Source organism: Lawsonibacter sp. (assembly GCF_022777125.1).
In the GTDB taxonomy this organism is placed as follows: Bacteria; Bacillota; Clostridia; order Oscillospirales; family Oscillospiraceae; genus Lawsonibacter_A; species Lawsonibacter_A hominis.
On record NZ_JALFGV010000017.1, the window covers coordinates 1 to 22561 of the forward strand.

The window sequence follows — 22561 nt, forward strand, 5'->3', positions numbered from 1 at the left end:
TTGGTGCAGGGGATATTATGTGAGCACGGTAGGGCGAAATCGGCGCACGATCGAGCAGTATATCCGAAATCAGCTTCAGGAAGATATCACATCGGACCAAATGAGTATTTCAGAGTACATCGACCCGTTTACGGGTAAGCCGGTAAAAGAAGGCAAGTAAATAGGCCCCTTTAGGGGCAAGCCCGGGAAATCTGCGCGATTGGCAGACCTTTCGATGAGCCTATAGGCTCTGCCCGGGACATGCCCCAAGGGGGCCCGTGCAAACCACCGGCACGGCCGGTGGTTATGATTGCGTTCACGGAAAATTAATCTTCCCGTGCTTGCCAAGCGATTGGGAATACAGTATAATAACTAAATTAGGGAAAGAGGCGCAGTCGGCGTCAAGCGTATGGGAACCGGGGGACGTGGGAAATGGACACGATCATAAAACTCTTTGATGATGTCAAAAGCATGATATGGCCCATCGGCGTCGCCGACGTCATCGATATGCTCATCATGGCCTTTGTGATCTATAAGGTCATCCTGCTGATCCGCCGCACCAGTTCCGGCGGGGTGGCCAAGGGCATCCTGCTGCTGGTGGCGGCTCTTTGGGTCTCCAGCTTCCTGCGCCTGTATACGGTCAACTTTCTGCTGAGCAAGGTGGTGGAATGGGGCGTTCTGGCCCTGGTTATCCTGTTCCAGCCGGAAATCCGCCGCTTTTTGGAACAGGTGGGGCGCAGCAGTCTGGGAAAGGTCTTTGCCCAGCGGGAAGAGCGCAACGAACTGGACAGCGCCATCACGCAAACGGTAGAGGCCTATACGTCCCTGTCCCGGAGCAAGACCGGTGCGCTGATGGTCTTTGAGCGGAAGAATATGCTGGATGACGCCATCAAGACCGGTACCGCCCTGGACTGCACGGTGAACGCGGAGCTTTTGAAAAACATCTTCTGGAACAAAGCGCCGCTCCACGACGGAGCGGTTATTGTCCGTTCCGGCCGTATCGCTGGGGCGGGCTGTATGCTCCCCATGTCGGGCAACGTAAATCTGTCCCGGGATCTTGGCATGCGCCATCGGGCGGGGATCGGCGCAAGCGAACAGACCGACGCGGTGGTCGCCATCGTCTCTGAGGAGACCGGCTCCATCTCAGTGGCGGTGGGCGGTATGCTCAAGCGCCACTTGTCTCCGGATACCCTGGAGCGCCTGCTGCGCAACGAGCTGCTGCCGGAGCAGGAGCAGGAAGAGGAACCGAAATTCAAGCTTTCCAATCTGCTGCGTTCCAGGAAGGGGGAGAAGAACGATGTGGAAAAAGATCACAGACAGTAAGTGGTTTTATATCGTCGTCTCCCTGCTTTTGGCCTTCGTCCTCTGGCTCTATGTGGGGAAGGAGGCCAACCCCAGCGTGGCCGCCCCCGTCCGTGGGATCAAGGTGACCGTCGCCGGACTGGAAAAGCTGGAAGAGCGGGGACTGATGGTCTCCGAGGGCGCGGACCAGACGATCACACTGGATCTGCAGGCCAAACGCAATGTGTTCAACCGTCTGGACAACGAAAATATTACCATTACGGTGGATGTGTCCAATATTAACGAGCCGGGCGAGGTCAGTCTGGACTACAAGATCACCTACCCGTTGTCGGTCTATGGCGAGGTGATCGAGGAGCGCGGAAAGCGCCCGGAAAAGATCGCCCTGACCATCTCGCGCTGGACCGAGAAAGAGGTGCCGGTGCGTGCCGTCCTGACCGGCAATGTGGCCGAAGATTATCAGCAGGGAGAATTTTCCCTGGCGCCGCAGACCGTAACGGTACGGGGCAGGGAAGAGCTGGTGGAGCAGATCGATTATGCCCAGGTGACCGTTTCCCAGGAGGGAATGACGGAAACCTACCGTCAGGAGATGCCGTTCGTCTTCATCGACCGGAACGGCAGCCCTCTGGAGGAAGAGGACGCTTCACAGCTGGTGACCGAGGAGAGCACGATTCTGGTCACGCTTCCGGTCTATAAGCTCAAGGAGATCCCCCTGACGGTGGATCTGGTCCCCGGAGGAGGCGTCACTGATGTGGACAGCCAGGTGGAGGTCACCTTTAAACCGGTGGATTCCATTGTGGTGGCCGGCAGCGAGGATGATCTGGAGGGGCTCAGCGAGCTGACGGTAGGCAGCGTGGATTTGTATCAGGTCTTTACCTCGGAAGACGTTACCTTCCCTGTACAGCTTTCGCCGGAACTGACGAATGTAAGCGGCGTTACGGAGGTTACGGTCACCGTAGCGATCAAGGGCCTGAGCACCAAAGTGCTGGAGGCCAACAAGATCGAGTTGATCAATGTCCCGGAGGGATATGCCGCCGAGGCCATTACCCAGACCTGCAGTATCCAGATCCGGGGCGCGCAGGAGGCAGTGGATGCTGTGCTGGCCTCTCAGCTGCGGATCGTGGCGGACCTGTCCGACCGTACCGCGGGCAGCCAGACCGTTCCCGTGAAGGTTTATCTGGACGGAAGCAGCGAGGTCGGCGTGGTCGGAGATTACAACATCGTAGTCTCCATTACCCAATAGCCGCGCGTGGATGTGCGCAGAGCGTCACGCAGCCAGTTTCGCCCCGCTTCCCGCCGCTGTGCAGCGAGCGCAGGAGATGCCTGCGCAGCAGGCCCCATACCGGTTTAAGCGCCAGGCGTGCGCATGGAGGTTACCATGGTTCAAACAGCGAAAGTTACAAAATTGTTGGAAGACGGCCGGGCCGAGGTAGCGGTGAAGCGCCAGTCGGCCTGCGGCCACGACTGTTCCAAATGCGGCGGCGGATGCAGCGAGCTGATGGTCAGTTCCACGGTGGCTGTCGTCGCGGAAAATCCGGTCCGGGCCATGCCGGGCGACCGGGTCACGGTGGAATCCTCTACGGGCGGGGTCCTGAAAGCGGCCGCCCTGGTGTATCTGGCGCCCTTTGCGCTCTTCTTTCTGGGCTACTTTCTGACCGCAGCACTGGGGATGACCGAGGGTGTCAGCGCGGCCTGCGGCGGCATCGGTTTTGCCGCCGGCGTGGTATTGGCCATTTTACTGGACCGGCATGTGCGAAAACGCCGCGGCATCTCCTTCCGGATCACTGCGATCGAGCCTGCCGCCTGATGTTCGGCTACGTCCGGCCCAATCGGGAGGAACTGAAGGTCCGCGAGCAGCGGGACTACGACGCGCTCTACTGCGGCCTGTGCCAGGCCCTGGGGACGCGCCACGGTTTTTGGGCCCGAATGTTCCTGAACTATGATTTTACGTTTCTTGCAATGCTCTTGGACCGGGAGACAGGACGGCCCCGGCCGGTGCGGCGGCGCTGCCCGGCCCGGCTCTGGTGCCGCAAGAAGGATTGCCTGTGCCTGGACGGGGGCGGCGCCGCCGCCGACGCGGGTACGATCCTGAGCTACTGGAAGCTGCGGGATACCGTGGCGGACGGGCGCTTTTGGGAGCGGCAGCTGGCGCGGCTGCTCAGTCTTCTGTTCCGCCCCGCTTACCGGCGGGCCGCCGCCCTCCGCCCGGAGTACGACCGGACGGTGCGGGAGTGCCTGGAGGAGCTGCAGGCGCTGGAGAGGGGGCGTTCCGCCTCGCTGGACCGCACGGCGGACACCTTTGCCCGAATCCTGCGCTCTGCCGCGCCTCCCAGCGGAGAGGCCGACCGTGACCGGGCGATGGAACAGCTTTTATATCACCTGGGGCGCTGGATCTACCTGGTGGATGCCTGGGACGATCTGGAGGAGGATGGGCGCACAGGGGCGTACAACCCGGTCTCGGCACGTTTTCCGGATCGCAGTGCGGAGGACGCGGCCTATCTGCGAACCACCCTGCGCCACTCCCTGAACCTGGCCCGCTCCGCCTATGCCCTGCTGGAGCCGGGCCGCTGGCAGGGGGTGCTGGAAAATATCCTGTACCTTGGACTGCCCCTGGTGGAGGAACTGGTGTTTACCGGCCGTTGGAAGGCCGTGAAAAAGAGAAATTCTAGGAGAACAGACGAATGAGCGATCCTTACAGCGTACTTGGGGTCAAACCCGACGCCAGCGACGATGCAATCAAGCGCGCCTATCGCGAGCTGGCCCGGAAATACCATCCGGACAACTATCAGAACAACCCCCTGGCCGACCTGGCGGAAGAAAAGATGAAGGAGATCAACCAGGCCTACGACACCATTACCAAAATGCGCAGCGGCGGAGGCTCCGCTTCCGGCGGCTACCAGAGCCAGGGTTCCTACCAGTATCAGGGCGGCTATCAGCAGCAGCGTCAGTACTCCGATTCCGCCTCCGGTTCCCTGTACAGCCAGGTCCGCCAGTGCATCAACCTGGGCGATATCGGCCGGGCGGAGCAATTGCTGCGCTCCGCGCCCGGTCAGGATGCGGAGTGGCATTTTCTCACCGGCTCCATCGCCTACCGGAAGGGCTGGCTGGACGAGGCGACCCAACACTTTCAGATGGCCTGCAATATGGACCCGTCCAACGCGGAGTACCGTCAGGCCATGGTGATGATGCGCCAGGGGGGGCAGGCTTACCGCCCTTACGGCTATGGCGCAGGGGGGATGGATACCTGCGATTGCTGTACCGCCTGCATGTGCGCCAACTGCCTGTGCGGCGGCTGCGGGAATTGACGTTATGGCGCGGAGTGGAGCGGGGAAGGGCGCGGGCCGGGCGGCCTTGGTGGGTGTGCTGAGCGCCCTCTCCCTGGTATTTTTGTACGCATCTGCGCTTGTGCCGACCGGACAGATGGGAGTGGTGGCCGTTGCGGGCCTGCTGGTGGCAGCGGCGGTGGTCTCCGGGGGACTGAGCGCCGGCTTTTTGTGCTATGGCGCCACGGGCCTGTTGGGCCTGCTGCTTCTGCCGGATAAGGCCAATGCTCTGCTGTATCTGCTTTTTTTCGGCCTGTGGCCCATTCTGAAGAGCCTGATTGAGCGCCTGCGCCGGATCATTCTGGAGTGGGTATGCAAGCTGGGGGTTTTCAACGCCGTGCTCACGCTGTTTTGGTTCGGCCTGCGCGCGGTGTTGCTGCCCTTCCTGCCTGGCGCGCTGCATCAGATAGGGATGGTATACCTTGCGGGCAACGCGGCCTTTGTAATCTATGATGTCGGATGTTCCAAGCTGATCGCCTTCTATGCCGGGCGGATCGACAAGGTGTTGCGAAAGGCTGGATAATTTGATATAATTCTTTATTAGTTCGATTTTAAAGACGCACCTACAAAGGAAAAAGGGAGGCATACCCCTTGGTAAAGAGTATGACGGGCTACGGCAGGGGAGAGGCCGTACTGCGCGGACGGACCATCACCGTGGAACTGCGCTCGGTCAATAACCGCTATCTGGACTGTACGGTAAAACTGCCGCGCATCTATGTATTCGCGGAGGATGCCATCAAGGCGACGGTACAACAGCATATTTCCCGGGGCAAGGTGGATGTGTTCGTGACCATCGGCCCCTCGGAGCGTGGGGATGTGGCCATCTCCGTCAACAAGCCCATGGCCGACGGCTATTATGCCGCCTTGTGCCAGCTGAGGGACGACTACGGTTTGAAGGACGATATCTCGGTGTCCCTGCTCTCCCGCTTTCAGGATGTCTTCCTGGTGGAGAAGACCCAGGAGGATCTGGAGGCCGTCTCCGCCGACCTATGCACGGTGCTGAAGCTGGCTCTGACGGACTTCGACGCCATGCGGGAGCGGGAAGGGGAGCGGTTGTGCCGGGATGTGCTGGACCGGGCCGCGACCATCGAGGGGCTCACAAAACAGGTGGCCGACCGGGCGCCCGGCATTGTGGCCGACTATCGCGCACGGCTGTGGAGCAAGATGTCCGAGGTGCTCCAGAACACCCAGCTGGACGAGTCCCGCATCCTGACCGAGGCGGCCATTTACGCTGACAAGGTAGCGGTGGACGAGGAACTGGTGCGTCTGCACAGCCACCTGTCCCAGCTGCGCCATATGCTCTCGGAGGGCGGCGCGGTAGGCCGTAAGCTGGACTTTTTGATCCAGGAGTTCAACCGGGAGGCCAATACCATCGGTTCCAAATGCAACGATATCGAGACCGCCGGTTACGTCGTGGATATCAAAGCCGAGATCGAAAAGATCCGGGAACAGATCCAGAATCTCGAGTAAGGCGGTGCGCAAGAGATGAAACTCATCAATATCGGTTTTGGCAATATGGTCTCGGCCGGGCGGCTCATTGCCATTGTCAGCCCTGAGTCGGCGCCCATCAAGCGTATGGTGCAGGAGGCACGGGACCGGGGCGTGCTCATTGACGCCACGTATGGACGGCGTACCCGGGCAGTACTCATCATGGACAGCGACCACATCGTCCTCTCTGCGCTTCAGCCGGAAACAGTGGCCGGCCGCCTGGGCGGCAAGGAATCCGAGGGCGCGGGCGAGGAGGCGGAGGCATGACGCCGAAGAAACGGATCAGGGGCCAGCTCATTGTGTTGTCCGGCCCTTCCGGCGTGGGAAAAAGCACCGTGATCGCGGAGCTTCTGAGCGAACGTGAGAACATCTATTTTTCGGTATCGTTTACCACGCGCGCCCCGCGGGTGGGAGAGGCGGACGGCGTCCATTATCATTTCGTCACCCGGGAACGGTTCGAAGCCATGATCGATGGCGACGAGCTTTTGGAATATGCCGAATATGTCCATAATTATTACGGGACCTCGCTGCGGTTGATCCGGGAAAAGCTGGACGCCGGTATCGACGTGCTTCTGGATATCGAAGTCCAGGGGGCGGCAAAGGTTCGGGCCAAATGTCCCGACGCGGTCTTTATTTTTATCGTCCCGCCCTCGTTCGAGGAGCTCTCCCGCCGCCTCCACCGAAGGGCCACTGATCAGGAGGATGTGATCCGGGGCCGGCTCCAGAAGGCACGGGAGGAGTATCGGGAGATCCCCAACTATGATTATCTGGTGGTCAACGACAAGGTGTCGGCGGCGGCGGCCGAGATCATCGCCATCCTGACGGCAGAGGGGTGCCGCACCAAAAATCGTATGAATCTTGTAGAAGGAGTCTGATCCGTTATGATGCTCGAACCTCCCATGAATAAGCTGCTGGAGCAGGTCCCCAGCCGGTATATGCTGGTCAACGTTGTGGCTCAGCGGGCGCGCCAGATCGCCAGCGCCGCTGAGGATGCCGGTATCCCGCTGGACGAAAAGCCCGTGACCCTGGCCATCCATCAGGTGGCCGAAGGCCAGGTGGAGCTGCAGCAGGACGAGTAGGACCGTGTGAGAGGCAAGCGTCCGGGCCATGGATGGCCTGCCGCTTGCCTTTTCCGGGGTAAAGGGGGGATTGGATGGATACCGTTGCGGTGGCCAAGCTCGCGCTCAGCGCCGCTACCTACGCCATCGACAGGCCCTACGATTATCAAGTGCCTCGGGAGTTGGCGGATACGCTGCGCCCCGGTATGCGGGTGGTCGTTCCCTTCGGCGCGGGCAACCGCCGCACAGAGGGGATCGTGTTGGCATGCGAGGACGGACGGCCTCCGGACCCCAAACGCAAGACGATCCTGACGCTGCTGGACGAGGAGCCGGTATTGGATGCCGAGGCGCTCCAGCTGGCGCTCTGGATGCGGGAGCGCTGGTTCTGTACGGTCTATGACGCTGCGCGTGCCATGCTGCCGGCCGGGCTGTATTTTTCTCTTCAGGATCGTTATGCCGTGGCTCCGGGGATCGACCGGGAGACGGCCTATGCTTCCGCCGGGAAGTCGGAGCATGCCAGGCGTATCCTGGAGCTGGTCTTTGCCTCCGGCGGCAGCGCCGAGCAGCGGCAGATCCGGGAAGCATTTGGGACCAAGGACCCCAACCCGGCCCTGCGGCAGCTGACCGACCATGGCGTTCTGCAGCTGGAGACCAGCGCCGAGCGGGGCGTGGGGGACAAGACGGAACAGGTGGCCGTGCTGGCCGTCCCGGCGGAGGAGGCCATGGCCCAAGTGACGCCGAAGCGCCGCTCCGCCCCGCTGCGCTATGCGGTGGTAGAGCTGCTCGCGGCCCTTGGCAGCGCGTCTTCCAAGGAGCTGTGTTATTTTACGGGCGCCTCCAGCGCCACGCTGCGCTCCCTGGCCAAAAGCGGCCTGGTCCGTTTGGAGCGGCGGGAAGTATTCCGCCGCGTGCGCGTGCCGGAGGTGGAAAGCGCTCCGCCGCCGGAACTGAATGAACAGCAGCAGGCGGCCTTTGAAGGACTATCCGCCCTGGCCGCCGCCGGCAAGCCTGCCGCCGCCCTGCTGTATGGGGTCACCGGCAGCGGAAAGACCCAGGTCTATATTCGCCTCATCCGGCAGGTCCTGGACCGGGGCCGTACCGCGATCGTACTGGTGCCCGAAATTGCCCTGACCCCCCAATTGCTGCGCAGTTTCACCGCACAGTTCGGAGATGCGGTCGCGGTACTCCACTCGTCTTTGCGGGCGGGGGAGCGCTACGACGAATGGAAGCGTCTGCGTACCGGAAAAGCCCGGGTGGCCATCGGTACCCGCTCCGCAGTCTTCGCGCCCCTGAAGGATCTGGGCCTGGTGATTCTGGATGAAGAGCAGGAAGCGACCTACAAGTCGGAGAATGTTCCCAAATATCATGCGCGGGACGTGGCAAAATACCGCTGTACCCAGAGCGGCGCGCTGCTGGTGCTGGGTTCGGCCACCCCGTCGGTAGAGAGTATGTATCTGGCCAGGGCCGGCGTTTATCATTGCTTCACCCTCTCCCGGCGCTATAATGAACAGGCCCTCCCCGCTGTTTTTATCGCGGACATGAAGGAGGAACTGCGCGCCGGAAACGGGACTTCTCTGAGCCTGCCCCTCCGGCAGGCCCTGGAGGAGACCCTCAGGGCGGGGGAGCAGAGCATCCTGTTTCTCAACCGCCGGGGGGCAAGCCGCATGGTCTCCTGCGGGGAGTGCGGAGCGGTGCCCACCTGTCCCCGCTGTTCGGTGCATCTGACGTATCACTCCGCCAATGGACGGTTGATGTGCCATTATTGCGGCCATTCAGAGCGCCTGCCGGCGGCCTGTCCGGCATGCGGTGGCACGCTGAATTTTATCGGCGCCGGCACCCAGAAGGTCCAGGAGGAACTGGAAGCGGCCTTTCCCGGCATAACGGTATTGCGGATGGATACGGATACCGTCTCCGCCACCCAATCCCACGAAAAGCTGCTCTCACGCTTCGAAAAAGAGAAGATCCCCATCCTGGTGGGTACGCAGATGGTGGCGAAGGGGCTCGATTTTGAAAATGTAACGCTGGTAGGCGTAGTGTCGGCGGATCTGTCCCTGTATGTAGACGATTACCGGGCGGGGGAGCGGACCTTTTCCCTGCTGACCCAGGTGGTAGGCCGGGCGGGCCGGGGGAACAAAAAGGGGCGGGCCATCGTCCAGACCTATACGCCGGAAAACGATGTGATCCTCTGTGCCGCGCGGCAGGATTACGACCGGTTTTATGAACAGGAGATCGTCCTGCGCCGTCTGAGGGGCTGCCCGCCCTTCCGCGATTTGTTTGTGGTCACGGCCTCCGGCCTGTCAGAGAGCGCCGTGCTAAAGACCTGTATGCGCCTGCGCCGTTCGCTGGAGGATTGGCTGGAGCGCCCGGAATTCCGGGCGCTGGAAGCCCAGGTGCTTGGCCCCGCTCCGGCCAGCGTGGCCAAAGTCAACGACCGTTACCGCTACCGGCTGACCCTGGCCTGCCGGAATACCCGCGCCGTACGGGCCATGGTAGCTCACTTGGTGCGCTGCGCCCAGAAGGACAAGGAAAACAAGGGCGTGTCCGTCTCTGCGGATGTGGACCCATTGGATTAGGAGGAAGCAATATGGCTCTGAGAACAATTTTAGAGGATAGGGATCCGGCCCTGCACAAGGTCTGCCGCCCGGTCACCCGTTTTGACCAGAGGCTCTGGGACCTGCTGGACGACCTGAAGGAGACCCTGGCCGACGCCAATGGCGCGGGCCTGGCGGCGCCCCAGGTGGGCATCCTCCGCCGGGCGGTCATCGTGGTGGACGACCAGGACAACATGCTGGAGCTTGTTAACCCCGAAATCATTGACCAGGCGGGAGAGCAGGAGGGCTTTGAAGGCTGCCTTTCCGTGCCGGGGCGCTGGGGCGTCGTCAAGCGCCCCAAAACGGTCCGGGTGCGGGCGCAGGACCGCAATGGGATGCTATTTGAGGCGGAGGGAGCGGACATGGTAGCCCGCTGCTTCTGTCATGAGATTGAACACCTGGACGGCCGCCTGTTTACTGAGCACGCCCCCCGGCTTTATACGACCGAAGAGCTGGATCAACTGCTGGAGGAGCAGGCGGAGAAGGAGCGGAAATGAGAATCCTGTTCATGGGCACGCCGGAATTTGCCGTGCCCGCTCTGGAGGCGCTGGTGACGGCCGGACACGAGGTATGCGGCGTGTTCACCCAGCCGGATAAACCCAAAAACAGGGGAATGAAGCTGCAGCCCACCCCTGTGAAGGCGTGTGCCCAAGCGTATGACATCCCGGTGTACCAGCCGGTCAAGCTGCGGGACGGTACGGCGCTGGAGCTCATCCGCGGCCTGGCCCCGGAGCTGATCGTGGTAGCGGCCTATGGCCGCATCCTGCCGGACGAGATCCTGTCCGCTCCGGCTGGGGGCTGCATCAACGTGCACTCGTCGCTGCTGCCCAAGTACCGGGGCGCGGCGCCCATCCATTGGGCGGTGCTCAATGGAGAGCGCGAGACCGGCGTGACCATCATGCATATGGCATCTGAACTGGATGCGGGAGATGTGATCGACCAGGCGGTTACCCCCATTGGTCCCGACGAAAACGCCCAGGAGCTGTATGGCCGCCTGGCAAAACTGGGCGGCGCGCTGCTGGTGCAAGTGCTGGACTCCATTGCGGACGGCACTGCCAGACGCACGCCGCAGGACGCGGCCCAGGCCACCTTTGCCCCGATGCTGACCAGGGAGCTTTCCCCCATGGACTTTACCCACACGGCCCAGACGCTCCACAATCAGGTCCGGGGGCTGATCCCATGGCCCGCCGCAGCAACCTTTTTGGGCGGCACCCGGTGTAAGGTGTTTTCCACTGCGGTCTTGGAGGAGCGCACGGCGGAAGCGCCCGGCACCGTTCTGGCAGCGGGAAAGGATGGGATCAAACTGGCCTGCGGCGGCGGCACGGTGCTGCGCATCGACGAGCTCCAGGCCGACGGGGGCAAGCGCATGAAGGCTGCGGATTATTTGCGGGGCCATCCGCTGACCCTGGGGTAGGCCGTGCACCTGCTCTGGAGCGTTCTGATCTCCGCCCTGGTGGCACTGACCGGCCTGCTGCTTCTGCTCCGCTGGCTGGGCGACTGCGGCGCGCCGGTTTCTCTGAGGACGGATGTGCCGGCGGAGCGCGGCGTGTTGGTCGCTCCGCGGGAGTGTGCCGCCGTGTTCGGCACGGCGCTGCTGTTTCGTATCCTGATCTTTCTGGCCGCGGCCCTTCTGGCCGGCCGGCTGCTGGGAGGAGGAGGCGGCTCATCCTGGGCGCTGGATCTGTGGAAAAAATGGGACGCCTGGCACTATGTGAACCTGGCAGAGCTGGGTTATGAGGGGTATGTTGAGAACGGCCAGCACCTGTTCGTCGTGTTTTTTCCACTGTATGTATGGCTTGTGCGGTTGGCCGCCCGGGTGATCGGGAATACTATGGCGGCGGGACTTCTGGTCTCTTTCCTGTGCTTTGGCGGCGGCTGTGTGTATCTGTACCGGCTGGCGGCCTGGGAATACGGGCGCTCCGCCGCCCGGTGGACGCTGGTATTTTTGTCGGTGTTCCCCTACGCCTTCTTTTTTGGAGGCGTGATGACGGAGAGCCTGTTTCTGCTGACCACGGCGGCGGCGCTCTGGCACATTCGCCGCCATCACTGGCTCCCGGCAGGTGTGTGGGGGGCGCTGGCAGCCCTGACGCGGATGCACGGGGTGCTGCTCATTCTGGCGGCGGGCGCCGAGTTGGTACAGAGCTTGGGACGCTTTGACTGGAAACGGATCTTCCGGACGCTTCCGGCGCTGCTGCTGCCCCTGCTGGGCACACTGGCCTACCTGGGACTGAACTGGTCTGTCACCGGAACCCCCTTTGGCTTTACCGAGATGCAGAAGCACTGGAGCCAGGGCTTCTGCTGGATTTCAGAAACCCTTTGGTACGTGCTGCAAAACGCCGTATCTTACTATGACGAGACCATCCGGCTCCAGCTCTGGGTGCCCACGCTGGTCCTCTTTCCAGTGTTTTTCGGGGTCTTGCTGGCGGTCAACCGCCGCTGCCGCAGCATGTATACCCTGTATGCCTTTGCGACCCTGGTGCTGGACTATTCCCTCTCCTGGCTGCTGAGCGCCGGACGCTATCTGTCCTGTGCCGTGCCCTTTTTCCTGTTCGCCGCCGTACTGACCCAGCGGCACAGGGGGGCTTCCATTGCCCTTGCCGCAGGCGGGGCGGTACTGTTTGCCGTTACGCTGCTGGGTTACCTCGCCGGCGGACAAATCATGTAAGAGGATGCTGTTATGCCGTTTTTTTACTACTATGATCCCTATTACTGGATGATCCTGATCCCGGCCATGCTGATCGCCCTGGTGGCCCAGATCCGGGTATCCGCTACGTTTCGCCGCTATTCCCGTCTGCCCGCATCCCGGGGACTGACCGGAGCACAGGCGGCGGAGGCGGTGCTTCGTGCCCACGGCGTATACGACGTGGCCATAGAACGCGTGCGGGGCAATCTGACCGATCACTACGATCCCCGCGCCAACGTGATCCGCCTGTCCGACTCCGTTTACAGCGCCAATTCGGTAGCGGCCGTCGGGGTAGCCGCCCATGAAGCGGGCCATGCGGTACAATACGCCGAGGGATACGGCCCCATCAAGGTACGTTCCGCGCTGATCCCGCTGTGCAATATCGGCTCCCAGCTGTCTATCCTGTTCATCCTCATTGGACTGGTTTTGTATTCCGAGCCCTTGTTCGGCATCGGCGTCATTCTGTTCGGAGTGGCGGTGCTGGGCCAGTTGGTCACCCTTCCAGTGGAGTTCAACGCCTCGCGCAGGGCCATCGCCACACTGGAGAGCGGCAATCTGCTGGGGGATGGGGAGCTGCAGGGCGCGAAAAAAGTACTCTCTGCCGCCGCCATGACCTATGTGGCCGCCCTGCTGGTATCCCTGGCACAGCTGCTGCGCTTCCTGCTGGCCTTCGGCGGACGCCGGAGGGACTGACGTGGGAAACGCCAGAGAGGTCGCGCTGCTCGCGCTGTCCGCCTGTGCGCGGCAGGGGGCGTGGTCGGATGGATTTTTAAAAAGAGCGCTCCGGGATTCGGGTATGGACAGTCGGGACGCGGCGCTGGCTACCCGGCTGTGCTTCGGCGTACTGCAAAACCGGATCCTGCTGGATTTTTACCTTTCGGGCCTGTCCCGCCTTCCGCTGAGGAAGCTGGAAGAGCGGGTACTGGAGTGTCTGCGGCTGGGGGCCTATCAGATCCTGTTTTTGGACCGGGTCCCCGACCGCGCAGCGGTGAACGAATCGGTGAATTTGGCCCGTAAGTACGCGAAAAACCCGCGCTCGGCCGGACTGGTCAACGGCGTACTGCGCGGCCTCGTCCGTCAAAAAGAATCCTTGCCCCCGCCCCCGGATGCCGCCGTACAGTATAGTCATCCTCAGTGGCTGGCAGACGAATTTGTCCGACGGCTGGGCAGGGAGGAGGCACAGGCGCTGATGGCTGCCGACAACGCCCAGCCTCCGACCATGGCCCAGGTGAACACCGGCAAGGCATCGACAGCGGCGGCGGCAGAACGGCTGCGGGACGAAGGGGTCGGCGTTGCACCCCATCCCTGGCTGCCCGACTGTCTGGAGCTGTCGGATACCGGCAGCCTGGAGCGGCTGGAGTCGTTCCGGCAGGGCTTTTTTTACATTCAGGACCCTGCCGCCCGGCTGGCGGTGCTGGCCGCGGGACCGGAACCCGGGATGAAGGTGCTGGACGCCTGCGCCGCTCCCGGCGGGAAATCCTTTGCGGCCGCCATCGCCATGAAGAATCATGGAAGCATCCTCGCCTGTGATATCCACCCCCACAAGCAGGCGTTGATCCAGGCTGGGGCGGAGCGCCTGGGTCTGGACTGCATTCAGACCCAGGTATTGGACGGGAAGTGCTGTAAGGAAGAATTCCTTGACAAGTTTGATCTGGTGATCGCGGATGTGCCCTGTTCAGGGCTGGGTATTATCCGCAAAAAGCCGGACATCCGCTACAAGGCCCCTGAGCCCCTGGAGAACCTGCCAAAGGTGCAGGCCGCCATTCTGGACAATGTGGCCCGGTATGTCAGGCCGGGCAGCCTGGACCGCCACGGCTGCATCTGTCCGGGCGGCGTGCTCCTCTACGCCACCTGCACCCTGCTGGAGCGGGAGAATGAGGACGTGGTGTGGGCGTTTCTTGACAGGCATCCAAACTTTACATTGGAGGGCTTCCAGGTGCCCGGTCCCTTCGAGGGCACGGACACAGGTATGCTTACCTGCTGGCCCCACCGGCACAACACCGACGGCTTTTTCTTCGCCAAGCTGCGCCGGCTGCGGGCGGCCTATGAGATCCGTCCCCGGGAGGGCTTCGGCCCATTCCGCCTGGGCATGACGGAGGAGGAGGCGGAGGAAACCTGCCGCAGGCTGGGCCTGCCGCAGGCCCCCCAATCCTTTTATCTGGAGTATAGGGATGGGCGGCTGTCCCGCATCGGCCTGAACGCTGATGAGGACATCCGGATTCTGTATCGGGGCTTGGAGCTGACCCGCACCCACGCGGAGGATGTGGTCGCCGCCCTGTCAAGGGAGTCCGGTCTCGTGTGTGACTGTGTGGATTCTGAGCTGGCCGATACCTATGACTTCCCGGAGCTGGGCGTGGAGCTGTGGCGGGAGCGGGTGTACCACCCCAAGCTGCTGGACAGACCCGAGTTTCAGCAGCTGATTGCCGCCCTTCCGGAGAATCTGGCGTATGAGCAGTCCCACGGCTGGTACTTTGCCCAGATCTGGGTGCAGACCGACGACTTCCGGACCGAATTTCCGCTGGAGCCGGGCCGCGCACCCTATGACGGCGGACCCTGGCGGTCTGCGCCGCCCCGCGGGCCGGTCACTCCGGAGCAGATGGCGCGGGTAGCCCCAAAATATGGACTGGAGCCGCCGGCCGGACCGGGCGGAGAGGAGAGAGCATGACCGACATCAAATCCATGAATCTGGGCGAGATGACCGACTTTTTCCGGGAGATCGGGGAGCCGGCCTTCCGGGCCAAGCAGGTCTTTCAGTGGCTCCACCGGGGCGCGCGGTCGTTCGATGAGATGACCAACCTTTCCAAGACGCTGCGGGAAAAGCTGGCCAGGCGCTGCAGGCTCTATGCACCTGCGGTAGAACGGAAGCAGGTGGATCCCAAGGACGGCACCGTGAAATACCTCTGGCGGCTGTGGGACGGCAATTGCATTGAAACGGTTTTGATGCGTTATCATCATGGGAATACTGTGTGCATCTCTTCCCAGGTGGGCTGCCGGATGGGGTGCGCGTTCTGCGCCTCTACTCTGGGGGGCAAGGTGAGAGACCTGTCGCCGGCGGAGATGCTGGATCAGGTGCTTTTCACCCAGCTGGATTCCAGTGCGCCCATCAGCAATATCGTGCTTATGGGCATCGGGGAGCCGCTGGACAATTTCGACAAGGTACTGCGCTTTTTGGAGCTGGTGAACAGCCCGGAGGGACTCAGGATCGGGATGCGGCATATTTCTCTGTCTACCTGCGGACTGACTGAAAAAATTGACAAGCTGGCGGAACATCGGTTACAATTGACCTTGTCGGTCTCACTCCACGCGCCGGATGATGAGACCCGTTCCCGGCTGATGCCGGTGAACCGGAGCGTGGGCGTGGAGAAGCTTCTGGAGACCTGCCGCCGCTATTTCGAACGTACCGGGCGGCGCATCTCCTACGAGTACGCCATGATTGACGGCGTGAACGACGCCGACTGGCAGGCCGACCTGCTGGCCCGGTATCTGAAGGGGACGGGCAGCCACGTGAACCTGATCCCGCTCAACGACGTGGAAGAAAGTCCGCTCAAACCCAGCCGCCGGGTGGCGGAATTCCAGAGACGTTTGGAGGCGCAGGGGGTGACGGCCACTGTCCGGCGGAAGCTGGGCGGGGAGATCGACGCCTCCTGCGGACAGCTCCGGCGCAAGGCGCTGCGGGAGCAGGACGGTATTTGATGGACGACAGAAACGCCCCACCCGGCCGCGCAGGGTACAGGGGTGGAATACAGGCGCGGGAAAGAGGCAGTTCATATGATACGTGTATGGGGCATCACCGATAAGGGTGCGGTCAGACCACAGAATCAGGACGGCTTTTACTTAGACAGCCCCTCGGAACATCTGGCCGTAGGCGTGGTATGCGACGGCATGGGCGGCGCCAGGGCGGGCAATATTGCCAGCCTGGTCGCGGTGGAGACCTTCGTGGACGCACTGCAAAACTGGCAGGAGGACGCAGACGCCAACCCGGCGGCGGTGCTCTCCCGCGCAGCGGAGCAGGCCAATGCCGCCGTTTATCATCGGGCGGCCACCGACCCGGACTGCCGGGGGATGGGCACCACCATGGTGGCAGCGCTGGTGGTGGAGCAAACGGCCTATCTTCTGAACATCGGAGACAGCCGGGCCTATCACATCTCCAGAGAGGGGATCCGTCGGGTCACCCGGGATCACTCAGTGGTGGAGGATATGGTGGCGCGGGGCGACATCACACCGGAGGAGGCCCGCAATCACCCCCGGAAAAACCTGATTACAAGGGCCCTGGGCTCTGAGGAGCGCATCCGGGCCGATCTGTATGAGCAGGCGCTGGCAGGGGGCGACTTCCTGCTGCTCTGCTCCGACGGACTGAGCAACATCGTAACCGATCAGGAGATGCTCTACGAGGCGCTCCATGGGGGCGCGCCGGAGGATTGCTGTCAACGCCTGCTGGACATTGCGATGTCCAGGGGCGCGCCGGACAATGTGACCGCCGTCCTCTTCGAAATCCAGTAAAAGGGGGTAATGAACTATGGATCAGTACATAGGGAAATTACTCGACAACCGATATGAGATCCTGGAGCGCATCGGCGTGGGCGGCATGGCCGTGGTCTATAAGGCCCGCTGCCATCGCCTCAACCGTCTGGTAGCGGTGAAGATCCTCAAAGAGGAACTGGCCCAGGATGCGGAATTCCGCCGCCGCTTCCACGACGAATCCCAGGCCGTCGCCATGCTGTCCCATCCCAATATCGTGGCGGTCTACGACGTGTCCCGCTCCTCCGAGCTGGACTATATCGTCATGGAGCTCATCGACGGTATCACCCTCAAGCAGTACATGCAGAAAAAGGGCGGCAAGCTGTCTTGGCGGGAGGCCCTGCACTTCATTACCCAGATCATGAAGGCGCTCTCTCACGCCCACGGCCGCGGTATCATCCACCGGGATATCAAGCCGCATAATATGATGGTCCTGCGGGACGGCAGCCTGAAAGTGGCCGATTTCGGCATTGCACGCCTCACCTCGGCCGCCCAGGCCACGCTGACCCAGGAGGCGCTGGGGTCGGTACACTATATCTCGCCGGAACAGGCTCGCGGCAGTCATATCGACGCCCGCAGCGATCTCTATTCCGCAGGTGTGGTGCTTTATGAGATGATTACCGGCCGCCTGCCCTATGAGGGAGATTCCCCGGTAGCCGTGGCGATCCAGCATATCAACTCCATCCCGCTCTCTCCCCGGGAGATCGATCCGGAGATCCCGGAGGCGCTGGAGGCCATCACCATGAAAGCCATGGCCTCCGACGTGAACCAGCGCTATATCTCCGCCGACGCCATGCTGGCCGATCTGGAGGAGTTCCGCAAGAATCCCAGCATCAATTTTGACTATACCTCGGCGGACCTGCTGGCAGGGGACGGAGACGAGCCCACGCAGGTGTTGGGCGCCAATACGCCGCACAGCGTAAAGCAGCAGCCCGCCCATGGGCGCTCGGGGGAGGAGGGGCCCGGCCAGCCCGTTCCCGACCGGCGCCGGCGGAGCCAGAGCCTCCGCCAGGACGACGATTTCGACTACGACGAAGAGGACGGACGCCGGGAAGGCAGCCGCCTGCCCGTCCTTTTGGCCATTGGCGCGATCATTGTCTTTCTGATCGGGATCGGCGTCTTCCTGTGGGTCTCCGTATTCAGCGGCATGCTGCATGGCGGCACCGAGCCGGGCTACCGCGTGCCGAATCTGACCGGCATGACGGTGGAGGCGGCCAGAGGGCAGGAAGATGTGGTGGCGGCCCAATTCATCATCACGCCGGAAGCGGAAACCGTGGCCAATAACCTGCCCGCAGGACAGATCGTGTCGCAGTCTCCGGACAGCGGCCTGAACGCCGCCGCAGGAAGTACCATCACCGTTACCATCAGCGGAGGCCCCACCGGAGACCCTCTCGCCGGAACAAAGATGCCGGACCTGAAAAATCAGGATAAGCGCTCGGCCATCAGTGTTTTGAAGGGCCTGGGCTTTGATGAGGAGAGCATTGCCATCGTGGAGGAGAACTCCGACGAATATACCAAGGACTATATCATGGACCAGACCCCTGCGGCGGGGGAAGACTTGGAACAGGTGGAGCAGGTTACCCTGGTGGTCAGCCTTGGGCCCAAAGTGGAACAGGTCTCTGTGATCTCCTTCCTGGATATGACGGAGGAGGCCGCCCGCAATACGGCCGAAAGCATGAAGCTGACCGTAGGAGCCGTGGATGAGGCCTATGATCCGAAAATTGCCGCGGGGCGGATCTGCTATCAGAGCATCCAGCCCAACACCTCGGTGGACGAGGGGACGACCATCCTGTTCCACGTCAGCCTTGGCCCCGATCCGGCGGCCACGCCGGAGCCGGGCGTGACTCCCACGCCGGGCTCCGAACCCGGTCCTTCCCCCAGTCCCAGCCCCACGCCGGATCAGGTCAGCCCGGTCTATCGCACCTATACGGTGCATTTGCCGGACGACGGACGTGAGACGGTGACGGTGGTCATTGTGGTGGGAGACACCGAGGTTTACCGGAATGTGGTCAATACGCAGCTGATGGTGGTGAACGCCCCCATTCTCGGCGACGGTGTTCAGGAGGTCAAGGTCTATATCGATGATGTTCTGACCGTGACGGACACGGTAGATTTTGGTTCCTGAGATGCAGGGGATCATCTTAAAGGCCCTCAGCGGCTTTTACTACGTGGACCGCGGGGACGGCGTGCCGGTCGCCTGCCGGGCCCGGGGTAAATTTCGGCATCAAAAGCTGAATCCTCTGGTCGGAGACCGGGTGGATTATACCCTCCTGGCGGACGGCGCCGGGGTGCTGGACGGCATCCTGCCCCGGAAGAATGAATTCCAGCGCCCGGCGGTCGCCAACATCGATCAGCTGGTGGTCATCGCATCCGGTGCGGTTCCGGTTACCGACCCCTTTCTCATCGACCGGGTCGTCTCACTCGCGGAGGGGCGGGACTGCCAATGCGTCGTCTGTATCAACAAATACGATCTGGACACGGCGCAGGCGCTCTACGAAACCTATCAGAAGGCGGGCTTTCCAACGCTGCGGGTGAGCGCTGAAACCGGGGTGGGAATCGCAGAATTGGCCGGACGGATTGCCGGAAAGGTGTCTGCCTTCACGGGGAATTCCGGAGTTGGGAAATCCAGTATCCTCAACGCGCTGGAGCCGGGGTTCCATCTGCAGACCGGCCAGGTTTCCGACAAACTGGGCCGCGGCCGGCATACCACCCGCCATGTGGAGCTGTTTCGTCTGAAAAACGGGGCCATCGTAGCGGATACGCCGGGTTTTTCCTCTTTCGACACCGACCGGATGGAGCTGCGGCGGCCGGAGGAGCTGCAATATACCTTTCGGGAGTTTGCGCCCTACCTGAATCGCTGCCGCTTTACCGGATGCGCCCATATCAAGGAGAAGGGCTGCGCGGTCCTGCAGGCGGTGGCGGATGGCGCGATCGCGCCCAGCCGCCATGCCAGTTATGTCCGGCTGTATGAACAGGCAAAGGAAGTGCCCGAATGGGAATTGAAATGACGCAGGCCCTGATCTTCGGCTCCGCCCCCTGCGGGGATCCTGCCGGTTTGCGCCCGTATCTCGAGCGTGGAGCATGGACGGTCTTCTGTGCCGACGGGGGGGTTCGGAATGCCAGAGCCGCCGGCCTGCAGCCGGATTTTCTCATCGGCGACTGGGATTCCGGCGGCGCTCCGGAGGAGGGGATACCCTGTATCAGCCTGCCCGTTGAGAAGGATAAGACCGATCTGCAGGCCGCCGCGGAGCAGGCCATGTCCATGGGTTGCCGGGAGCTGCTGCTGTGCGGCTGCACCGGCGGGCGGCTGGACCATACCGCATCCAATCTGGCGCTGCTGGAGTGGATCGCCCGGCGGGGCGGTCGGGCCATGATCGTGGACGAGGACAATGAGGCGCGCTATCTGGACAGCGAAGCCCTCTTGCTGGACAATGTACCGCCTTACCGGTATCTCTCCCTTGTCCCGCTGGATCGGAGCATTACGGGCGTGACGCTTCGGAACGTAAAATATCCCCTTGAAGACGCCGTGTTGACCCGCGGCGACACCTTTTCCGTCAGCAACGAGCCCGGAGGACCGCGGCAGGAGATCGTGATCGGTTCCGGTCGTGTGCTGCTTCTGCGCAGCGTCCGGTTGGACAGGCTGTCCGGCGCGTAAAAATCAATGCGGCATTGGAACCAACGGCCGCCTCCCGCGTATACTGGTTATGAGACCAGTTATGGAAGGGAGGCGGCCGTTTTGACGCAGCTGCTGAACAAGAAGACGCTGTATACCGCGGTCCTCTGCCTTGGCGGCGCGGCCGTTCTGCTCCATCCGGCCAGCCTGTTCACGCTGGGCCTGGGCGCCGTTCTGGGCTGTCGGGGCAAGGACTGGATCAAACGATTTTGGGATGACAGGGAGGCTATGCTATGAAGATCGTGGTGGTCAAATCCCCCAAGGCGCTGCGCGGCATTTTGAAGACCCTTTTTGGACTGCGCTGAGAAAAGGACAGACATAGTTGGCCGACCTTGTACATATAGTTCTGTAGCATGAAAAAGGGCCGCAGGGCCCGTACAAGGAGTGGAACGCTATGGAGCTGGAACTTGACCGGACCCAACTGAGCGGCTATGAAGCCGTACTGGATACCACCGTTTTCCACGAAGAGACCCTGGAGATGATCGTACCGGACGCCTGTCCGGATATCCTTCGGATCTGCGATACCGAGGGGAAAGTCTTCCTGAAGAGCAAGGAGGCCCAGGAGGGCAGGGTGGAGGTCTCCGGCACAGTGCGCGCCGCCATTCTCTATCTGCCGGACGGGGAGGAGGGGATGCGCCGGGTGGAAGCGACCCTCTCCTTTACCAGTACGGCGGACAGTGCGGCCGTCGGCCCTCAGTGCAGCGTGGTGGCCGTCCCCTGGGTGGAGATGGCCGAGACCCGAAGTCTCAATCCGCGCAAGGTGTTGGTGCGGGTCAATCTCGCAGTGCACGTTCAGGCCTATGCCGCCATGACGGAAAACATCTGCGCAGGCGTGCTGGCCCCGGAGGAGACCGGGGTGGAACAGCTGGCGGAACGCTGTGATACCTGCGTGGTGGCATGCGTACAGGAAAAGCCCTTTACATTTGCGGACGACGTGGCGATTCCCGGAAGCAAACCGGAGGCGGAAGAGCTGCTCAAGCACCGCGTTGCCCTGCGGTGCAGCGAGGCCAAGGTCATCGGCAGCAAGCTCATTTTCAAGGGCGAGGCCCAGCTTCAGGTGCTCTACCGTACTGTGGAGGGCGCGCTCTGCTCCGTGGAATACGAACTGCCGTTCTCTCAGATCATGGAGGTCAGCGGCGCAGGAGAGGAGTCCACCTGCCAGGTACAGGTGCTGCTGACCGGCGCTGAATGCAGCCTGGAGTCGGGCGACCGCCGCTCCATCTGTGTGGCCCTTGGCCTGTTGGCGCAGGCAGTCGTGCGGGAGGAACGGTCTCTGGAAGTGCTTACCGACGTGTACTCCACTGCCTACGATCTTCATCCGGAGGTACGGGTTTACAGTATGCCGCGCCTGTTGGATTGCGGCGTAAAGGAGCAGACCGTCCGGGAGATCCTGGAGACGGGAATGCTGGCCAAGGAAGTCTTTGACGCTTACGTCTGTGTTGGGGCCGTATCTCAAAACCGTGAGGGAGCGCGTCTGACGCTCAGCAGCCAGATCAATGTAACGGTGCTCTACCTGACGGAGGAGGGAAGCCGGGTCTCGGTCACAAGACCGATCCAGGCTTCCTGCACGTTGGACCTGCCTGAGGGAGCAGTATGCTCGGCGCGGTGTTCCTGCCCGTCCCCCGTGTTTGCCACGCCCACCACCGGCGGGATCGAGGTCCGTTTTCCGGTGGACTTCCAATATGTGGCCCTGGAGATTCGCCGCACGGCAGGGGTCGCGGCCATCCGCATGGACGAGACCGCCCGCCGGGATACCTCGGGCCAGCCCTCTATCGTACTGCGCATGGTCGGCCCGGGAGAGCGGCTCTGGGATCTGGCCAAGGCTTACGGTACTACACAGCAGGATATCATGCAGGCCAATGCCCTTGCAGAGGAAAACGCACCGAACGGTCAATTGCTGCTCATTCCACGAAAGCGGTAACAGCCTCAGGGGACGGCGTATTGCGCCG

23 protein-coding genes and 1 pseudogene are annotated in these 22561 nt (G+C 62.2%); all 24 read left to right on the plus strand.

Translation table 11 applies throughout. The annotated features are described in order from the left end of the window. Window positions 1-160, plus strand: a pseudogene (locus MR825_RS01475) (IS200/IS605 family transposase); the annotation flags it as partial. 251 nt (window positions 161-411) lie between these two features. After that, on the plus strand, window positions 412-1302 hold the full coding sequence (gene cdaA / locus MR825_RS01480) for a diadenylate cyclase CdaA (protein WP_186906530.1): 891 nt from the start codon (window positions 412-414) through the stop codon (window positions 1300-1302). Continuing rightward, window positions 1277-2521, plus strand: a complete 1245-nt coding sequence (locus MR825_RS01485) for a CdaR family protein (RefSeq protein ID WP_256174924.1) — start codon at window positions 1277-1279, stop codon at window positions 2519-2521. Before cdaA ends, MR825_RS01485 begins: the two co-directional genes overlap by 26 nt. A 135-nt stretch (window positions 2522-2656) precedes the next feature. Next, the gene (locus MR825_RS01490) at window positions 2657-3085 is read left to right on the plus strand and encodes a SoxR reducing system RseC family protein (protein WP_256174923.1); all 429 of its coding nucleotides are present in this window, start codon (window positions 2657-2659) and stop codon (window positions 3083-3085) included. Beyond that, window positions 3085-3963, plus strand: a complete 879-nt coding sequence (locus MR825_RS01495; protein ID WP_256174922.1) for a DUF5685 family protein — start codon at window positions 3085-3087, stop codon at window positions 3961-3963. The genes MR825_RS01490 and MR825_RS01495 overlap by 1 nt, the downstream gene beginning before the upstream one ends. Beyond that, complete coding sequence (locus MR825_RS01500; protein ID WP_186906526.1) at window positions 3960-4583, plus strand: J domain-containing protein; 624 nt, start codon at window positions 3960-3962, stop codon at window positions 4581-4583. Before MR825_RS01495 ends, MR825_RS01500 begins: the two co-directional genes overlap by 4 nt. A 4-nt stretch (window positions 4584-4587) precedes the next feature. Further along, a complete protein-coding gene (locus MR825_RS01505; protein WP_287878316.1) occupies window positions 4588-5124 on the plus strand; it encodes a hypothetical protein in 537 nt (178 codons plus the stop codon). A gap of 68 nt (window positions 5125-5192) precedes the next feature. Next, a complete protein-coding gene (locus MR825_RS01510; RefSeq protein WP_243204653.1) occupies window positions 5193-6071 on the plus strand; it encodes a YicC/YloC family endoribonuclease in 879 nt (292 codons plus the stop codon). A 15-nt stretch (window positions 6072-6086) separates the two neighbouring features. After that, window positions 6087-6356: an extracellular matrix/biofilm regulator RemA gene (remA, locus tag MR825_RS01515; protein WP_186906524.1), complete on the plus strand. Its 270-nt coding sequence runs from the start codon at window positions 6087-6089 to the stop codon at window positions 6354-6356. After that, a complete protein-coding gene (gmk, locus tag MR825_RS01520; protein ID WP_287878321.1) occupies window positions 6353-6964 on the plus strand; it encodes a guanylate kinase in 612 nt (203 codons plus the stop codon). The genes remA and gmk overlap by 4 nt, the downstream gene beginning before the upstream one ends. A gap of 6 nt (window positions 6965-6970) precedes the next feature. After that, window positions 6971-7168, plus strand: a complete 198-nt coding sequence (rpoZ, locus tag MR825_RS01525; protein ID WP_256174921.1) for a DNA-directed RNA polymerase subunit omega — start codon at window positions 6971-6973, stop codon at window positions 7166-7168. 74 nt (window positions 7169-7242) lie between these two features. Beyond that, window positions 7243-9720 carry a primosomal protein N' gene (gene priA, locus MR825_RS01530; protein WP_287878325.1) on the plus strand — a complete coding sequence of 826 codons (2478 nt, stop codon included), beginning with the start codon at window positions 7243-7245 and terminating at the stop codon, window positions 9718-9720. An 11-nt stretch (window positions 9721-9731) separates the two neighbouring features. Continuing rightward, window positions 9732-10235: a peptide deformylase gene (gene def / locus MR825_RS01535; RefSeq protein WP_186906520.1), complete on the plus strand. Its 504-nt coding sequence runs from the start codon at window positions 9732-9734 to the stop codon at window positions 10233-10235. Then, entirely contained in the window at window positions 10232-11152 is a 921-nt protein-coding gene (gene fmt / locus MR825_RS01540) for a methionyl-tRNA formyltransferase (protein WP_186906519.1), read from the plus strand. The genes def and fmt overlap by 4 nt, the downstream gene beginning before the upstream one ends. A 3-nt stretch (window positions 11153-11155) precedes the next feature. Next, the gene (locus tag MR825_RS01545) at window positions 11156-12403 is read left to right on the plus strand and encodes a glycosyltransferase family 39 protein (RefSeq protein WP_287878330.1); all 1248 of its coding nucleotides are present in this window, start codon (window positions 11156-11158) and stop codon (window positions 12401-12403) included. Between the two features lie 12 nt (window positions 12404-12415). Further along, on the plus strand, window positions 12416-13114 hold the full coding sequence (locus MR825_RS01550) for a zinc metallopeptidase (protein ID WP_256174917.1): 699 nt from the start codon (window positions 12416-12418) through the stop codon (window positions 13112-13114). A gap of 1 nt (window position 13115) precedes the next feature. Then, window positions 13116-15086: a 16S rRNA (cytosine(967)-C(5))-methyltransferase RsmB gene (gene rsmB / locus MR825_RS01555; RefSeq protein ID WP_287878332.1), complete on the plus strand. Its 1971-nt coding sequence runs from the start codon at window positions 13116-13118 to the stop codon at window positions 15084-15086. Beyond that, a complete protein-coding gene (rlmN, locus tag MR825_RS01560; RefSeq protein ID WP_256174915.1) occupies window positions 15083-16114 on the plus strand; it encodes a 23S rRNA (adenine(2503)-C(2))-methyltransferase RlmN in 1032 nt (343 codons plus the stop codon). Before rsmB ends, rlmN begins: the two co-directional genes overlap by 4 nt. A 75-nt stretch (window positions 16115-16189) precedes the next feature. Then, on the plus strand, window positions 16190-16921 hold the full coding sequence (locus MR825_RS01565; protein ID WP_186906514.1) for a Stp1/IreP family PP2C-type Ser/Thr phosphatase: 732 nt from the start codon (window positions 16190-16192) through the stop codon (window positions 16919-16921). Window positions 16922-16937: 16 nt separating this feature from the next. Continuing rightward, entirely contained in the window at window positions 16938-19064 is a 2127-nt protein-coding gene (pknB, locus tag MR825_RS01570) for a Stk1 family PASTA domain-containing Ser/Thr kinase (RefSeq protein ID WP_186906513.1), read from the plus strand. A gap of 1 nt (window position 19065) precedes the next feature. Further along, window positions 19066-19947, plus strand: coding sequence for a ribosome small subunit-dependent GTPase A (gene rsgA / locus MR825_RS01575; RefSeq protein WP_186906512.1), 882 nt, complete (start codon window positions 19066-19068; stop codon window positions 19945-19947). Continuing rightward, complete coding sequence (locus MR825_RS01580) at window positions 19932-20594, plus strand: thiamine diphosphokinase (RefSeq protein WP_186906511.1); 663 nt, start codon at window positions 19932-19934, stop codon at window positions 20592-20594. Before rsgA ends, MR825_RS01580 begins: the two co-directional genes overlap by 16 nt. 81 nt (window positions 20595-20675) lie before the next feature. After that, window positions 20676-20849: a hypothetical protein gene (locus MR825_RS01585; RefSeq protein WP_186906510.1), complete on the plus strand. Its 174-nt coding sequence runs from the start codon at window positions 20676-20678 to the stop codon at window positions 20847-20849. A gap of 157 nt (window positions 20850-21006) precedes the next feature. Continuing rightward, window positions 21007-22533: a DUF3794 and LysM peptidoglycan-binding domain-containing protein gene (locus MR825_RS01590; protein WP_186906509.1), complete on the plus strand. Its 1527-nt coding sequence runs from the start codon at window positions 21007-21009 to the stop codon at window positions 22531-22533. Window positions 22534-22561 lie beyond the last annotated feature (28 nt).

What these genes read in the sequence shown, in the direction of transcription:
- cdaA (WP_186906530.1), top strand. Translation starts at nt 412, where the DNA reads ATGGACACGATCATAAAACTCTTTGATGATGTCAAAAGCATGATATGG.
- MR825_RS01485 (WP_256174924.1), top strand. Translation starts at nt 1,277, where the DNA reads ATGTGGAAAAAGATCACAGACAGTAAGTGGTTTTATATCGTCGTCTCC.
- MR825_RS01490 (WP_256174923.1), top strand. Translation starts at nt 2,657, where the DNA reads ATGGTTCAAACAGCGAAAGTTACAAAATTGTTGGAAGACGGCCGGGCC.
- MR825_RS01495 (WP_256174922.1), top strand. Translation starts at nt 3,085, where the DNA reads ATGTTCGGCTACGTCCGGCCCAATCGGGAGGAACTGAAGGTCCGCGAG.
- MR825_RS01500 (WP_186906526.1), top strand. Translation starts at nt 3,960, where the DNA reads ATGAGCGATCCTTACAGCGTACTTGGGGTCAAACCCGACGCCAGCGAC.
- MR825_RS01505 (WP_287878316.1), top strand. Translation starts at nt 4,588, where the DNA reads ATGGCGCGGAGTGGAGCGGGGAAGGGCGCGGGCCGGGCGGCCTTGGTG.
- remA (WP_186906524.1), top strand. Translation starts at nt 6,087, where the DNA reads ATGAAACTCATCAATATCGGTTTTGGCAATATGGTCTCGGCCGGGCGG.
- gmk (WP_287878321.1), top strand. Translation starts at nt 6,353, where the DNA reads ATGACGCCGAAGAAACGGATCAGGGGCCAGCTCATTGTGTTGTCCGGC.
- rpoZ (WP_256174921.1), top strand. Translation starts at nt 6,971, where the DNA reads ATGATGCTCGAACCTCCCATGAATAAGCTGCTGGAGCAGGTCCCCAGC.
- priA (WP_287878325.1), top strand. Translation starts at nt 7,243, where the DNA reads ATGGATACCGTTGCGGTGGCCAAGCTCGCGCTCAGCGCCGCTACCTAC.
- def (WP_186906520.1), top strand. Translation starts at nt 9,732, where the DNA reads ATGGCTCTGAGAACAATTTTAGAGGATAGGGATCCGGCCCTGCACAAG.
- fmt (WP_186906519.1), top strand. Translation starts at nt 10,232, where the DNA reads ATGAGAATCCTGTTCATGGGCACGCCGGAATTTGCCGTGCCCGCTCTG.
- MR825_RS01550 (WP_256174917.1), top strand. Translation starts at nt 12,416, where the DNA reads ATGCCGTTTTTTTACTACTATGATCCCTATTACTGGATGATCCTGATC.
- rlmN (WP_256174915.1), top strand. Translation starts at nt 15,083, where the DNA reads ATGACCGACATCAAATCCATGAATCTGGGCGAGATGACCGACTTTTTC.
- MR825_RS01565 (WP_186906514.1), top strand. Translation starts at nt 16,190, where the DNA reads ATGATACGTGTATGGGGCATCACCGATAAGGGTGCGGTCAGACCACAG.
- pknB (WP_186906513.1), top strand. Translation starts at nt 16,938, where the DNA reads ATGGATCAGTACATAGGGAAATTACTCGACAACCGATATGAGATCCTG.
- rsgA (WP_186906512.1), top strand. Translation starts at nt 19,066, where the DNA reads ATGCAGGGGATCATCTTAAAGGCCCTCAGCGGCTTTTACTACGTGGAC.
- MR825_RS01580 (WP_186906511.1), top strand. Translation starts at nt 19,932, where the DNA reads ATGGGAATTGAAATGACGCAGGCCCTGATCTTCGGCTCCGCCCCCTGC.
- MR825_RS01590 (WP_186906509.1), top strand. Translation starts at nt 21,007, where the DNA reads ATGGAGCTGGAACTTGACCGGACCCAACTGAGCGGCTATGAAGCCGTA.